Source organism: Pseudomonas sp. MF7453, assembly GCF_016405455.1.
GTDB classification, from domain to species: Bacteria; Pseudomonadota; Gammaproteobacteria; order Pseudomonadales; family Pseudomonadaceae; genus Aquipseudomonas; species Aquipseudomonas paralactis.
Genome location: NZ_JAEKCN010000001.1, coordinates 33,325 through 48,739 on the forward strand (window position 1 = coordinate 33,325; position 15,415 = coordinate 48,739).

Consider the following 15,415-nt stretch of genomic DNA (forward strand, 5'->3'; position numbering starts at 1 on the left):
GAGGCTGGGACGATGCGTATTTCTACACAGCAGTATTTCGAGACCAGCTCTGCCAAGTACCAGAGTAACTATTCCAGCGTGGTCAAGGCCCAGGACCAGGCCAGCACCGGTATCCGTGTGCAAACCGCTGCAGATGATCCGGTGGCGGCGGCGCGGCTGCTGATGCTGCAACAGCAGAAAGACATGCTGGCTCAGTTCAATGGCAACATCAGCACGCTGAAAAACTCGCTGACCACCCAGGACGGCGTGCTGGAAAATATCAATATCGCCATTCAAAGGGCCAGTGAGTTGGCGCTCAAGGCGGGTAACGTCGGCATCAGCGACGCTGACCGCAAGTCGACCGCCGCCGAAATTGGCGCCATTGAAGACCAGGTCCTGGGCCTGCTCAATACCAAGGACGCCAGCGGTAATTACCTGTTCTCCGGGAGCAAGACCGACACACCTCCCTACACCCGCAACAATGACGGCACCTACAGCTACCAGGGCGATGACACGCCGTTGAGCCTGAAGATTGCGGAAAACCTGTCGGTTGCCATGGGCAACACCGCCAAGAGTATGCTGGAAAGCTCGGCGAATACGGGCCGTACGCAAACGGCACCGATCCTCGTGCCGCCAGCTGTCGATGATGGCAAGGTCACCGTGTCTGCGGGGCTGATCGCGGCCAACACCAGCTATAACAGCAGTTTTTCTGACGGTCAGCCGTATAAGCTGACCTTCACCAGCAGCACCCAATATGTCGTAACGGACAATGCCGGCAAGGACATCACCTCGGAGATTCCGGGCAACGGCACCTTCGATGCCACCAAGGAAGGCGGTTCGAGTATCAATCTGCGTGGGGTCAAGTTCGACATCGGTTTGAACCTGGGCAAAGACGCCCTGGGCAAAGATATACTGCCCGGCGCGCCGTCGGACGCTATCGTCAAGGATCGCGAGTTCAGCCTGTCGGTCAAGCCGGACACTTTCAGCGTTTCGCGCACCCCGAGCAATTCGTCCACTGCCCAATTGAGCGGCGGCACGGTGAGCGATCCGGCGGCTTACGCCAGCACCTTTCCCAACTCGGGTGTCGTCGTCAAGTTCGGCGCGGCCGGTGCCTATGACCTGTATGCGCAACCCTATACCGCAGACAGCAAATCCATCGCCAGCGGCACCCTGGCGGCCGGCGCAACCACCATCACGGCGGCAGGGGTGACCTTCGATGTCACCACCGCACCGGCGCCGGCAGCCGGTGACCAGTTTTCGATCAGTGCCACCAGCAACAAGAACGAGAACGTCCTCGACACCCTGAGCCACTTGCGCAAAATCCTGGAAACGCCGTCAGACGGCAACCCGGCGGCGCAGAAGGAACTCAAGGATGTGGTGGCCAAGTCCATTGGCAACCTGACCAATGCCTACAGCCAGATCGACCAGGCACGCGGCTCCCTGGGCGCGCGCCTCAATGGCCTGGATATTCAGTCCAAGGAAAACATCAGCCTGGACCTGGCCAATACCACCACCATGAATGACCTGGGTAATGTCGACTTCGCCGAAGCCGCCATCAACCTGAGCTTGCAGCAAACCATGCTGCAAGCCTCGCAGTTGGCCTTTGTGAAAATCTCGCAGCTGAGTCTGTTCAACAAGATGTAATCGGCGCTGTGCACGACGGCCCAGCCTGGAAACAGGCTGGGCCGTCGTCGTTTGCGGGGCCAAATTGTTGAAAGGTTTTGCATAAACCACGCACAATTGAGTGACCTGTGAGTCATAAAGCGCATCTTCACTGTATCGTGTGAAAAGGATAAGTCGTCACAGGGCCTTCATCGGGCGGCTTTCAGCGGGATTTTTATGGGGTTATCCCCTTTATTGTCAGCACTTCCGGCATAGCCCGAGGGGTGTTCTCCAGCTATTTAGTATTGGGAAGCCACAATGATTGGCATAAAAAGCATCGCCAGTTACGTGCCGGCGGACGGGATCGATAACTACGCCCAGGGTGCCAAGTTCGCCAAGGATGAAGAATTCATCATCGGCAAGATCGGTTCGGCGTTCCTGCCGCGCAAGGAAGCGGCACAGGAAACCTCGGATCTGTGTGTCGAGGCGGTCAACGCCTTGTTTGCCAACAACCCGCAATTGAAGCGCGAGTCCATCGACGCGCTGATCGTCGTCACCCAGAACGGCGATGAAGAGGGCCTGCCTCACACCGCCGCCATCGTGCAGGACAAACTGGGCCTGCCAACCCACGTTGCCGCGTTCGACATCTCGCTGGGCTGCTCCGGCTACGTCTACGGCATCTACGCGATGAAGGGCTTCATGGAAGCCGCGGGCCTTAAAAACGGCCTGCTGATTACCGCAGACCCGTACTCCAAGATCGTCGACCCGGAAGACCGCAACACCACCATGCTGTTCGGCGATGCCGCCACCGCCACCTGGATGGGCGTAGACGCGCCGTGGTTGCTCGGCAAGTCCAAGTTCGGCACCGACGGTTCCGGCGCGCCCCACCTGAAGGTCAGCGACGGCGTGTTCTTCATGAACGGCCGCCAGGTGTTCAACTTCGCTTTGCTCAAAGTGCCGGCGCACTTGCACGAGCTGCTCGCCGAGTCGGACCTCAAGGCCGATGACATCGATGCGTTCTGCATCCATCAGGGCAGCGCGGCCATCGTCGATGCCGTGGCACGCCGTTTTGAAGAGGCGCCGGTGGACAAGTTCATCAAGGACATGGTCGAGACCGGCAACACCGTGTCGTCGAGCATCCCGCTGCTGCTGGAAAAGCACGTGATGGACGCCACCTGGAAGCGCGTAGCAATCAGTGGTTTTGGCGTGGGCCTCTCGTGGGGCTCGGCGATTCTCTATCGTCCGTGATGCTTTAGCCGCTGCACAAAAAAACGCCGATGATCCCACGATCATCGGCGTTTTTTTGCGCCCCCCTGTAGGAGCGAGCTTGCTCGCGAAGAACGTTAACGATAACGCGGGCATTCAGAATGCACGCGGCGTTCTCAGGTTCTTCGCGAGCAAGCTCGCTCCTACAAGGGGGGCTGTCTTGAAGGCGAAGTTTTGGCGCCAGTAACCCGTGATTACGGGCGTTTCACGCCTCTATAAGGCCTTGAAATACAAGGGCTGGCACAGGGCTACTAAAAAAAATCAAAAAAATCCTCAAGCAACCGGCTACCACGACGATAACTATTACGTAGGTTCTCTAGGCCACACCCGGCGGTCGCCAGGGCCGGAAGCCGCAGTATCCAAATCACGAGGATTTCGTCATGGCATTATCAGTAAACACCAACATCACCTCCCTGGGTGTCCAGAAGAACCTGAACAAAGCTTCCGACGCTCTGAGCCAGTCGATGAACCGTCTGTCCTCCGGCCTGAAAATCAACAGCGCCAAAGACGACGCTGCCGGCATGCAGATCGCCAACCGTCTGAACAACCAGGTCAAAGGCCTGAACGTTGCCATCGCCAACGCCAACAACGGCGTGTCGATTGCCCAGACCGCTGAAGGCGCGATGCAAGAATCCACCAACACCCTGCAGCGTCTGCGTGAACTCGCCCTGCAAGCGGCCAACGGTGATAAAAGCGACGCTGACCGTGTTTCCCTGCAGCAGGAATTCACCGCTAAAGTGGGCGAGCTGAACCGTATCGCCAGCACCACCACCTTCGGTGGTCGTAACCTGCTGGACGGTTCGTTCAGCAACGTAGCCTTCCAGATCGGCGCCAACGCCAACGAGACTATCTCGTTCGGTATGACCGACATCAGCTCGACTGCGCTGAAGGGTAACTACAAAGAAGCGGCGGTTGATGGCGCTGCGATGAAAGGCCTGGCTGCTACCGCTACTGGTTCGGTATTGGGCAATAGCGCAATGAAAATTGGCGCAGCCGCAGCATCCGCTACCGTTGCTACCGACGCGTTCACTATCAACGGTACTGAAATTGCTCTCGGTGTTGCCGCCGTAGGTGTTCCGGCAGCTACTGCTGCACTGACTGCCATCAACGCTCAAACCGCAACCACTGGCGTTACCGCTACTGCCGATGCCGCTGGCGTCGTAACCCTGACCTCGAAGAATGACATCGTTCTGGGTACTTCGGGCGTGACTGGTGCAACAGACGGTCTGGCCAAACTCGGTCTGGGTGCAGCAGCCACCGTTCCTTCCAACAGCAACCTTAAAGCTGACGGTGCCATCTCTGTCAATGGCACCGCCGTGACTTGGGCTGCTAATGACACCATGGCTACCGTGTTGACCAAGCTTGAAAACGCGGCAGGTGGTGCTGCTGCAGGCGCTTCGGCCACGTTCACCGACGGCCGTGTCAAATTGACTTCGGGTGACGGTGCAGACATCAAGCTGTCTAACACTTCGAGCGGTTCGCTGTCCCAGTTGGGTCTGTCGGCCGGCACTACCCAAGCCAAACTGACCGCTGACACTTCGATTGACGTAAACGGCGTTGAAGTCAAGTTCAAGAAGGGTGACACCGCTGACGCAGTTGTAGCTTCGATCAACAGCGCCAGCACCGGTGTTCAAGCCAGCAAAAACGCTGACGGTACCCTGAACCTGTTCGCCGACAAAGACATCACCATCAAGGACGGCAGCGCCGGTACTGGCCTGGCTGCACTGGGTCTGACTACCGTTGCTAGCAACGGCACCAAAACCGCCGTCACCATGGAAACCAGCGTTTCCGACCTGAACATCCTGACTGCCGCTTCTTCGCAGCAGGCCATCCAGGCTCTGGACGACGCCATGCAGCAAATCGACAGCCAGCGTTCGCAGCTGGGTGCCGTACAAAACCGCTTCGCCAGCACCGTGGCCAACCTGCAGAGCATTTCGCAGAACTCCTCCGCTGCCAAAGGCCGCGTAGAAGACGCTGACTTCGCTTCTGAAGCCGCTGAGCTGACCAAGCAACAAACCCTGCAACAGGCTTCCACTGCGATCCTGTCCCAGGCCAACCAACTGCCATCGTCTGTTCTGAAGCTGCTTCAGTAATAGCGCTAGCGGTTAAATAACGGGAGGGTGCGTTTAACAACGTGCCCTTCCGTTTTTTCAGTTTGGAGGTGGTGACATGGACATGAGCATCAAGCTGACCTCGTCTTACCCCGCAGCTACGGCCCCGGCCAACCTTGGCGCAGTGGTGTCCCAGGCCAAGCCTGTGGCCAGCAATGAGCCGATCAAAAGTGAAGAGCCTCAGCGCGTGGCGCTGGAAAAGGCTGTTACCGATATGCGTGAGTTTGTGCAGGCTTCCCAGCGCAACCTGGATTTTTCCATCGATGACTCCACCGGCAAGGTAGTGGTCAAGGTGATCGCCACCGACAGTGGTGAAGTGATTCGACAGATCCCATCGGAGACCGCGCTGAAATTGGCGCAGAACCTGAGCGATGCCGGCAGCCTGCTGTTTGATAGCAAGGCTTGAGTTGGCACGAAACATGTTTCTGATTGCGGTCTAAGCGTTCAAGCGCCAAAAAAACGGCCGCCGCAGGACAAGGAGAATGACAAATGGCTAGTTCAACGATTTCCGGCCCTGGTTCGGGCTACGACACCCAGGCTATCGTCAAGGCGTTGGTCGGTGCCGAGCAGGCACCCAAGCAGGCTCAGATCACCAACGAGCAGAAAAAAGCCACCGTGCAGTTGTCGGCTGTGGGCTCGGTCAAGACAGCGTTGGAGGCCTACCAGGCGGCGATCACCAAGTTGAACAATGCCTCGGCCTTCAACGGGCTGGCGGCGTCTTCTTCGGAAGAGAAAAACGCCAAGGTCACGCTGACTGACGGTGCATCCAGCGGCAAGTACCTGTTGAAGATCGCCAACCTTGCGACCGCCTCGAAAGTCACCACAGCGGTGAACGTGGACGGCGCGTCGGGCAAGGCCAACAGCACGGATGAAGACCAGACGCTGACCATCAACCAGTCGGGCAAAAGCTACGACGTGGTGATCCCTGGCGGCGCGACCTTGCAGCAGGTGCGCGAGTCGATCAATACCCAGCTCTCGTCCCAAGGCATCAGTGCCAACGTACTGAGTGACTCTAATGGCGCGCGGCTGGTACTGACTTCGACCACCATGGGCGAGGGCACCGACATCACCCTCAGCGGTGATTCGCAACTGGCTACCGGGTACGACAAAGGCACGCCGCCGACCAACGCCAAGTACTCCATCGACGGCATTGAAATGTCATCGAACAGCAACAAGATCACCTCCGCGATCAGCGGCGTGACCCTGGACCTGTTGGACACGGTAGACATCACCAAGCCGACCACCATCACCGTGGCCAGCAACACCGACACCCTGAAAACCTCGGTGCAGTCCTTCGTCAGCGCTTACAACACGCTGATGACGGCGATCAACACCCAGACCAAAGTCACCGCCACCGGCGATGCCTCCACCACCACCGCAGGTGCGTTGACCGGCGATGCCTCGATGCGTCAATTGGTCAACAGCCTGCGCTCCGAGCTGGTCAACGGCTCCGGTGCGGGCACCATGACCAGCCTGGCGCAGATGGGCATCACCACCGACCAGAAAACCGGTCTGCTGAGCCTGGATGACAAAACCTGGGACAAGGCCGTGGTCAAGGGCGCTGGCGATATTGCCAAGCTGTTCACTGGTGACACTGGCTTAATCACGCGTATGAACAAGGCGACCAAGAGTTACGTGGGCACCACGGGCACTCTGGCGACTCGGGCGACCGATCTCAACAACAAGTTGACCGACTTGACCAAAGAGACCGACGACCTGACGCGGCGCATGGATGCCTTGCAGAAGTCCCTGACCGCCAAGTACACGGCGATGGACACCATGATCGCGCAGATCAACGCCAGCAGCTCCAGTATCCTGACCACCCTCAACTCGTTGAACAATCCGAAGTCGAACTGATAAACGGTGTGTGCAGGGCCCCATTTTGAGGACCCTGGCGCAGGGTGCTGGATTAAAGTTTTGGTTGTCACGGTCGAAAAACTGGTTAAGCAAACCTATTCGATTGTCGCCCAGTTACGAGGTAGCAACATGAACCCAATGAGAGCCCTTCGTCAGTACCAGAAGGTCAACGCCCACGCTCAAGTCTCCGAAGCCAGCCCGCATCGTCTGGTGCAAATGCTGATGGAAGGTGGCCTTGATCGCATGGCGCAGGCCAAGGGTGCGTTGAGCCGCGGGGACATCGCGCAAAAAGGCCTGATGCTGGGCAAGGCGATCGAGATCATTTCCGGCCTGCGTGATGGCCTGGAGCCGGAGAAAGCCGAAGATCCGGCCGCGATCCAGCGTCTGGATGCCCTGTACAACTACATGGGCAATCGCTTGGTCGAGGCCAATCGTGTCAACGACGCCGAGATGATCGACGAAGTCGCCCGCCTGCTGATCACCGTCAAGACCGGCTGGGATGCCATCGCTCCACAATAAGGCCGATCGCCTTGAGGGACACATCATGAGCCACGCACTGCAACGCATCGACGAAACCCGCGAAGCCCTTCTCGGCGCGCTGGCCGAGCGCAATTGGGAAGCTGTGGGCGAGTTGGACCTGGGTTGCCGGGCGGTGATTGATGAGGTGCTCAGCGAAGCACCGGTAGACGAGGGCGCATTGCGCGAGAAGCTGGAAAGTTTGTTGGTGGTCTACCAGCAGTTGCTGGAGGTGACGACCGGCGAGCGCCAGGCGATTTTCGAAGAGATGTCGCAGATCAACCAAGCGAAAAATGCGTCAAAGGTTTACCATCTGTTCGGTTGAACGGGCGCAGTTAATCCGCACGGCGCGTCATATATTTGACTGTGCCAGCATTTTTGACTTAACTAGTGCTGTTTTCAGATTTCAGACGTCTAGTAGGTAATAAATCTTACAGACGTCTAGATTGCCCTCATTCCGGGGCAGGAAGTTTTACTAGGGAAGTTGCTATTGCATGTGGCGTGAAACCAAAATTCTGCTGATCGATGACGATAGCGTCCGCCGCCGCGATTTAGCGGTGATTTTAAATTTTCTTGGTGAAGAAAATTTACCCTGCGCCAGCCACGATTGGCAGCAGGCAGTCAGCTCGTTGGCATCGAGCCGTGAAGTCATTTGTGTGTTGATCGGGACGGTAAACGCTCCTGGCGCAGTTCTGGGCCTGTTAAAGACACTGTCAACCTGGGATGAGTTCCTTCCGGTGTTGCTGATGGGCGATATTTCTTCTGTGGACCTGCCGGAAGACCAGCGCCGCCGCGTGCTTTCCACCCTGGAAATGCCGCCCAGCTACAGCAAATTGCTCGATTCGCTGCACCGTGCCCAGGTCTATCGCGAGATGTACGACCAGGCCCGCGAGCGCGGCCGTCACCGTGAACCCAACCTGTTTCGCAGCCTCGTCGGCACCAGCCGGGCGATCCAGCATGTGCGCCAGATGATGCAGCAAGTGGCCGACACCGACGCCAGTGTGCTGATCCTCGGCGAGTCGGGCACCGGTAAGGAAGTGGTAGCGCGCAACCTGCACTATCACTCCAAGCGTCGCGACGGACCTTTTGTGCCGGTCAACTGCGGGGCAATCCCGGCAGAGCTGCTGGAAAGCGAATTGTTCGGCCACGAGAAGGGCGCCTTTACCGGGGCGATCACCAGCCGTGCCGGGCGCTTCGAGCTGGCCAATGGCGGCACCCTGTTCCTTGACGAAATCGGCGACATGCCGCTGCCGATGCAGGTCAAGCTGCTGCGCGTGTTGCAGGAGCGCACCTTCGAACGCGTGGGCAGCAACAAGACCCAAAGCGTGGACGTGCGCATCATTGCCGCGACCCACAAGAACCTCGAAAGCATGATTGAGGTCGGCAGCTTCCGCGAAGACCTGTACTACCGCCTCAACGTATTCCCCATCGAGATGGCCCCGCTGCGCGAGCGTGTGGAAGACATCCCGCTGCTGATGAACGAGCTGATCTCGCGCATGGAGCACGAAAAGCGCGGCTCTATTCGGTTCAACTCCGCGGCAATCATGTCCCTGTGCCGCCACGGCTGGCCGGGCAACGTGCGTGAGCTGGCCAACCTGGTGGAGCGCATGGCGATCATGCATCCGTACGGGGTGATCGGCGTGGTCGAACTGCCGAAGAAATTCCGCTACGTCGACGATGAAGACGAGCAACTGGACAGCCTGCGCAGCGACATGGAAGAGCGCGTGGCAATCAACGGTCATACCCCGGACTTCGGTGCCACCGCCATGCTGCCGCCCGAAGGCCTTGACCTCAAGGACTACCTCGGCAACCTGGAACAGGGGTTGATTCAGCAGGCCCTGGACGATGCCCATGGCATCGTTGCCCGAGCCGCCGAGCGTCTGCGCATCCGTCGCACCACCCTGGTGGAGAAGATGCGCAAGTACGGTATGAGCCGCAAAGAAGGTGATGAACAGGCGGATGATTGACGCCTGTTTTTCAAGCCGCTGATTTATCAGCGGTTTTTTTTCGGCACGGGTATTGCTACAGCCCTCGCAACGTTCCGTTTAACTGACGGTCAGCCAAGCGAGAGAGCATCATGCCCCACGCCGCCCAACTATCTTCGGCCCCTGCCATCCAGGGGCTGGTTTCGCCTGTAGAACCGCCGACCCGCCAGGGCCTGGAACAGGCGTTCTCGCAGTTCAGCCAGATGTCGAGCCAACTGACCGACTCCTACAGCCTGCTTGAGGCGCGGGTGTCGGAGCTCAAGGGCGAGCTGGCGGTGGTCAGCGCCCAGCGTATGCAGGAGCTGGCGGAAAAAGAACGCCTGGCCAACCGTCTGCAAAACCTGTTGGATCTGTTGCCCGGTGGCGTGATCGTCATCGATGATCAGGGCCGCGTGCGCGAAGCCAACCCGGCCGCCTGCGACCTGCTGGGCCTGCCGCTGGAAGGCGAGCTGTGGCGCCATGTCATCACCCGCTGCTTCGCGCCGCGAGAAGACGACGGCCACGAAGTCTCCCTCAAGGACGGGCGCCGCTTATCTATCGCCACTCGCTCCCTGGACGCCGAACCGGGCCAGTTGGTGCTGCTCAATGACCTGACGCAAACCCGTCACCTGCAAGACCAGTTGGCCCGTCATGAGCGGTTGTCGTCGCTGGGCAGGATGGTCGCCTCGTTGGCGCATCAGATCCGTACGCCGTTGTCGGCGGCGTTGATCTACGCCAGTCATTTGACTGATGAGCAATTGCCCGTGGCCACCCAGCAACGCTTTGCCGGGCGTCTCAAGGAGCGCCTGCACGAATTGGAGCACCAGGTGCGCGACATGCTGGTGTTCGCCCGCGGCGAATTGCCGCTGACCGACCGCGTCACGCCTGCCGGGTTGATGCAGGCCCTGCAAGCGGCAGCGGCGACCCATGTGCAGGGCGCCAACCTGCGTTGGCAATGTGACAGCCATCAGGGCGAGTTGCTGTGCAATCGCGACACCCTGGTCGGCGCGCTGCTCAACCTGATCGAAAACGCCACCCAGGCCAGCGGTGCGGATGCGCGCCTCAAGGTGCACCTCTACACCCGCGAACAAACCCTGCGCCTGTGTATCAGCGACAGCGGCAGCGGCATCGACCCCCAGGTGCTGCAACGCCTGGGCGAACCGTTTTTTACCACCAAGACCAACGGCACCGGCCTGGGCCTGACCGTGGTCAAGGCAGTGGCACGCGCCCATCAGGGAGAATTGCAGTTGCGCTCCCGGTTGGGGCGCGGCACCTGTGCATTGATGAGCTTGCCGCTGTTTTCCAGCGCGGCAAGCGCGGAGTAAAAGGATGATGGCTATCAAGGTTTTATTGGTGGAAGACGATCGCGCCCTGCGTGAAGCATTGGCTGACACGCTGCTGTTGGCGGGCCATGACTATTGCGCGGTCGGCTCTGCCGAGGAGGCCTTGGCGGCGGTTGAGCAGCAAGCCTTCAGCCTGGTGGTCAGCGATGTGAACATGCCCGGCATGGACGGCCACCAGTTGCTCGGCCTGTTGCGTGCGCGCCAGCCGCAACTGCCGGTGCTGCTGATGACCGCCCATGGCGCTGTGGAGCGGGCGGTGGACGCCATGCGCCAGGGGGCGGCAGATTACCTGGTCAAGCCGTTCGAGCCCAAGGCGCTGATCGAGCTGGTGGCCCGACATGCTCTGGGCGTAGCGTCGGCGGGCGAGGGCGATGGCCCGATTGCCTTTGAACCAGCCAGCGCGCAATTGCTGGAACTGGCCGCGCGGGTGGCGCGCAGTGATTCCACTGTGCTGATTTCCGGCGAGTCCGGCACCGGTAAAGAAGTGCTGGCGCGCTACATCCATCAGCAGTCCAGCCGTGCCCTGCAACCGTTCATTGCGATCAACTGCGCGGCGATCCCCGACAACATGCTCGAAGCCACGTTGTTTGGTCATGAAAAGGGCTCGTTCACGGGCGCCATTGCAGCTCAGGCCGGCAAGTTCGAACAGGCCGACGGCGGCACCATCCTGCTCGACGAAATCTCGGAAATGCCCCTGGGCCTGCAAGCCAAGTTGCTGCGCGTGTTGCAGGAGCGTGAAGTGGAGCGCGTGGGCGCACGCAAGCCGATCCAGCTGGATATTCGCGTGGTTGCCACCACCAACCGCGACCTGGCGGGCGAAGTGGCGGCGGGGCGCTTCCGTGAAGACTTGTTCTACCGGCTCTCGGTGTTCCCCCTGGCCTGGCGCCCATTGCGCGAGCGCCCGGCGGATATCATTCCGTTGGCCGAGCGCCTGCTCAATAACCACGTCAAAAAAATGAAGCACGCCCAGGCGCGGTTGTCGCCCGAGGCCCAGGCGTGCCTGATCAGCTACCCATGGCCAGGCAACGTGCGCGAGCTGGACAATGCCATCCAGCGTGCGCTGATATTGCAGCAGGGCGGTTTGATCCAGCCGCAGGATTTCTGCCTGGCCATGGGCAATGGCGCTGCGCCGTTGCCGAGCCTGGCCCCCGCCCCTGTGGTCGCCGAGGCAGAATCGGCCGGTGCGCTGGGCGATGACCTGCGTCGCCGCGAATTCCAGATGATCATCGACACCCTGCGCGCCGAACGCGGGCGCCGCAAAGAAGCGGCCGAGCGCCTGGGCATCAGCCCACGCACCTTGCGCTACAAGCTGGCGCAGATGCGCGATGCCGGCATGGATGTGGAAGCCTATCTTTTCGCCACATGACCAATGCTCTGTGTAGGAGCGAGCTTGCTCGCGAAGAACCCATAGGCGCCGCGGGCATTCTGGAAGCACGCGTTATCGTTGGCGTTTTTCGCGAGCAAGCTCGCTCCTACAAAAAACCGTGCGGTAAGAAGGGCCGAAAACGTGCGGTAACAAGTTCGACAAGCTTTGTCGCCTTTTCTTACGAGTTGTCACAGAGCTGGCACCCTTGTTGCTACCACCCCTAGTAACCGCTGCGTAGTGTCAAAAAATTGCGGGTCGTCGGAGAGAGAAGGTCATGAGCCAGGGTATTGAGTTCAATCGGTTGATGTTGGATATGCGCGCCATGCAAATGGATGCCATGGCTCAACCGAAATCCGTCGCGCCAGCGCCGGAATTGGGCCAAAGCAGTTTTGCCGACATGCTCGGTCAGGCAATCAATAAAGTCAGTGATACCCAGCAGGCCTCCAGCCAGTTGGCGACGGCGTTCGAGATCGGTAAAAGCGGCGTGGACCTCACCGATGTGATGGTCGCTTCGCAAAAGGCCAGTGTGTCCTTCCAGGCCTTGACTCAAGTGCGTAACAAGCTGGTTCAGGCTTATCAAGACATCATGCAGATGCCGGTTTAAGGGCGAGATTTAAGTCATGGCAGAAGCAGTCTCCGACAACCTCCCCGCCAAGGCAGACGGCAAGCCGCCGTTGTTTGGCCTGTCGTTCCTGGAAAACCTCTCGCAAATGACCATGCTGCGTCAGGTGGGCCTGATGGTGGGCCTGGCAGCCAGCGTGGCGATTGGTTTTGCCGTGGTGCTGTGGTCGCAGCAACCCGATTACCGCCCCCTGTATGGCAGCCTGTCGGGCATGGATTCCAAGCAGATCATGGAAACCCTCGCCGCTGCCGACATCGCCTACACCGTGGAGCCCAACTCCGGCGCCTTGCTGGTCAAGGCCGATGACGTGGCTCGCGCACGCATGAAATTGGCCGCCGCGGGTGTGGCGCCGTCCGACAGCAACATCGGTTTCGAGATTCTCGACAAAGACCAGGGCCTTGGCACCAGCCAGTTCATGGAGGCCACCCGTTATCGCCGTGGCCTGGAAGGCGAACTGGCGCGTACCATTTCCAGCCTCAATAACGTCAAGGCTGCCCGCGTGCACCTGGCGATTCCGAAGAGCTCGGTGTTCGTGCGCGACGAACGCAAGCCCAGCGCCTCGGTACTGGTCGAACTCTTTGCCGGCCGCTCCCTGGAGCCTGGCCAGGTACTGGCGATCGTCAACCTGGTGGCAACCAGCGTTCCCGAATTGAGCAAGTCGCAAATTACTGTGGTGGACCAGAAGGGCAACCTGCTCTCCGACATGGCCGAAAACTCCGCGCTGACCCAGGCCGGCAAGCAGTTCGACTACAGCCGCCGCATGGAAAGCATGCTCACCCAGCGTGTACACAACATTCTGCAACCGGTGCTGGGCAACGACCGCTACAAGGCTGAAGTGTCGGCCGATGTGGACTTCAGTGCCGTCGAATCGACTTCCGAGCAGTTCAACCCGGACCAGCCGGCCCTGCGCAGCGAGCAGTCCACCAGCGAACAACGCACCGCCAGCAATGGCCCGCAAGGTGTGCCGGGCGCCCTGAGCAACCAGCCACCGGCGCCGGCCTCGGCACCGCAGACCACCGGTGGCGCTGCCGCTACCGCTGGCGCGATCCAGCCTGGTCAGCCGCTGTTGGATGCCAACGGCCAGCAGATCATGGACCCGGCCACCGGCCAGCCGATGCTCGCACCGTATCCTGCGGACAAGCGTAACCAGTCCACCAAGAACTTCGAACTCGACCGTTCCATCAGCCACACCAAGCAGCAACAGGGCAAGATCAATCGCCTGTCGGTGTCGGTAGTGGTCGATGATCAGGTCAAGGTCAACGCAGCCGATGGCGCCGTGACCCGCGCGCCCTGGACCGCCGATGAATTGGCGCGCTTCACCCGCCTGGTGCAGGACGCCGTTGGTTTCGATGCCAGCCGTGGCGACAGCGTCAGCGTGATCAACATGCCGTTCTCAGCCGAGCGCGGTGAAGTGATCGCCGATCCGGCGTTCTACACCCAGCCGTGGTTCTGGGACATCGTCAAACAAGTGCTGGGCGTGTTGTTCATCCTGGTGCTGGTGTTTGGCGTGCTGCGCCCGGTGCTCAACAACATCACCGGTGGCGGCAAGAAGCAACTGGCACTGGCCGGTGGCGACGTCGAGTTGGGTGGCATGGGCGGCCTGGATGGCGAACTGGCCAACGACCGCGTCAGCCTCGGCGGCCCGCAAAGCATCCTGTTGCCAAGCCCGAGCGAAGGCTATGACGCTCAGTTGAACGCAATCAAGAGTCTGGTGGCAGAAGACCCGGGCCGTGTGGCCCAGGTCGTGAAAGAGTGGATTAACGCAGATGAATGATCGAGCCGCTGTGGCCAAGCTGTCCCGGGTCGACAAAGCCGCCGTGTTGCTGCTGTCCCTGGGTGAAACCGACGCTGCCCAAGTGCTGCGCCACATGGGCCCCAAAGAGGTCCAGCGTGTCGGCGTGGCCATGGCGCAGATGCGCAATGTGCACCGCGAGCAAGTCGAGCAGGTGATGAGCGAGTTCGTCGAAATCGTCGGCGACCAGACCAGCCTGGGCGTCGGCTCCGACAGCTACATTCGCAAGATGCTTACCTCGGCGCTGGGCGAAGACAAGGCCAACGGCCTGATTGACCGCATCCTGCTGGGTGGCAACACCAGCGGCCTGGACAGCCTCAAGTGGATGGAACCGCGCGCGGTGGCGGACGTGATCCGCTATGAGCACCCGCAGATCCAGGCGATCGTGGTGGCCTACCTCGACCCGGACCAGGCCGGTGAAGTGCTTGGCCACTTCGACCATAAAGTGCGCCTGGACATCATCCTGCGCGTGTCGTCGCTCAACACCGTGCAACCGGCGGCGCTCAAGGAACTCAACACGATTCTGGAGAAGCAGTTCTCCGGCAACTCGAATGCCTCGCGCACCACCCTGGGTGGCATCAAGCGCGCGGCCGACATCATGAACTTCCTCGACAGTTCGGTCGAAGGCCAGTTGATGGACTCGATCCGCGAGATCGACGACACCCTGTCCGGCCAGATCGAAGACCTGATGTTCGTGTTCAACAACCTGGCCGATGTCGACGACCGTGGCATCCAGGCGCTGCTGCGCGAAGTGTCCTCGGACGTGCTGGTGCTGGCCCTCAAGGGCTCGGACGAAAACGTCAAAGAGAAGATCTTCAAAAACATGTCCAAGCGTGCGTCCGAATTGCTTCGCGACGACCTGGAAGCCAAGGGCCCGGTGCGCGTCAGCGACGTGGAAACCGCGCAGAAGGAAATCCTCACCATTGCCCGCCGTATGGCCGAAGCCGGAGAAATCGTTCTCGGCGGGAAGGGCGGCGAAGAAATGATCTAAGGCGCC

At 60.0% G+C, this 15,415-nt stretch carries 13 protein-coding genes; all 13 read left to right on the plus strand.

Going from position 1 to position 15,415, the window contains the following annotated elements:
• Nucleotides 1-12: 12 nt before the first annotated feature.
• Nucleotides 13-1,623, plus strand: coding sequence for a flagellar hook-associated protein 3 (locus tag JFT63_RS00155; protein ID WP_186558436.1), 1,611 nt, complete (start codon nt 13-15; stop codon nt 1,621-1,623).
• A 276-nt stretch (nt 1,624-1,899) separates the two neighbouring features.
• Nucleotides 1,900-2,829 (plus strand): ketoacyl-ACP synthase III, encoded by a 930-nt coding sequence (locus JFT63_RS00160; protein WP_057700917.1) that lies wholly within the window; start codon nt 1,900-1,902, stop codon nt 2,827-2,829.
• A gap of 398 nt (nt 2,830-3,227) precedes the next feature.
• Nucleotides 3,228-4,940: a flagellin N-terminal helical domain-containing protein gene (locus JFT63_RS00165; RefSeq protein WP_198843160.1), complete on the plus strand. Its 1,713-nt coding sequence runs from the start codon at nt 3,228-3,230 to the stop codon at nt 4,938-4,940.
• Between the two features lie 76 nt (nt 4,941-5,016).
• Nucleotides 5,017-5,364, plus strand: a complete 348-nt coding sequence (locus tag JFT63_RS00170) for a flagellar protein FlaG (RefSeq protein ID WP_198843161.1) — start codon at nt 5,017-5,019, stop codon at nt 5,362-5,364.
• Nucleotides 5,365-5,447: 83 nt separating this feature from the next.
• Entirely contained in the window at nt 5,448-6,815 is a 1,368-nt protein-coding gene (fliD, locus tag JFT63_RS00175) for a flagellar filament capping protein FliD (protein WP_198843162.1), read from the plus strand.
• Nucleotides 6,816-6,944: 129 nt separating this feature from the next.
• Nucleotides 6,945-7,334: a flagellar export chaperone FliS gene (fliS, locus tag JFT63_RS00180; RefSeq protein ID WP_020302689.1), complete on the plus strand. Its 390-nt coding sequence runs from the start codon at nt 6,945-6,947 to the stop codon at nt 7,332-7,334.
• A 25-nt stretch (nt 7,335-7,359) separates the two neighbouring features.
• The gene (locus JFT63_RS00185; protein WP_014719354.1) at nt 7,360-7,656 is read left to right on the plus strand and encodes a hypothetical protein; all 297 of its coding nucleotides are present in this window, start codon (nt 7,360-7,362) and stop codon (nt 7,654-7,656) included.
• A gap of 169 nt (nt 7,657-7,825) precedes the next feature.
• The gene (locus JFT63_RS00190; protein WP_057700913.1) at nt 7,826-9,298 is read left to right on the plus strand and encodes a sigma-54 dependent transcriptional regulator; all 1,473 of its coding nucleotides are present in this window, start codon (nt 7,826-7,828) and stop codon (nt 9,296-9,298) included.
• A gap of 110 nt (nt 9,299-9,408) precedes the next feature.
• Nucleotides 9,409-10,620, plus strand: coding sequence for a sensor histidine kinase (locus JFT63_RS00195; protein WP_233102178.1), 1,212 nt, complete (start codon nt 9,409-9,411; stop codon nt 10,618-10,620).
• Nucleotides 10,621-10,627: 7 nt separating this feature from the next.
• A complete protein-coding gene (locus tag JFT63_RS00200) occupies nt 10,628-12,004 on the plus strand; it encodes a sigma-54-dependent transcriptional regulator (protein ID WP_186558439.1) in 1,377 nt (458 codons plus the stop codon).
• 274 nt (nt 12,005-12,278) lie between these two features.
• Nucleotides 12,279-12,608, plus strand: a complete 330-nt coding sequence (gene fliE / locus JFT63_RS00205; RefSeq protein ID WP_005790083.1) for a flagellar hook-basal body complex protein FliE — start codon at nt 12,279-12,281, stop codon at nt 12,606-12,608.
• A 16-nt stretch (nt 12,609-12,624) separates the two neighbouring features.
• Nucleotides 12,625-14,400: a flagellar basal-body MS-ring/collar protein FliF gene (gene fliF / locus JFT63_RS00210; RefSeq protein ID WP_057700911.1), complete on the plus strand. Its 1,776-nt coding sequence runs from the start codon at nt 12,625-12,627 to the stop codon at nt 14,398-14,400.
• Nucleotides 14,393-15,409, plus strand: coding sequence for a flagellar motor switch protein FliG (fliG, locus tag JFT63_RS00215; protein ID WP_003192957.1), 1,017 nt, complete (start codon nt 14,393-14,395; stop codon nt 15,407-15,409). The genes fliF and fliG overlap by 8 nt, the downstream gene beginning before the upstream one ends.
• Nucleotides 15,410-15,415: the final 6 nt, after the last annotated feature.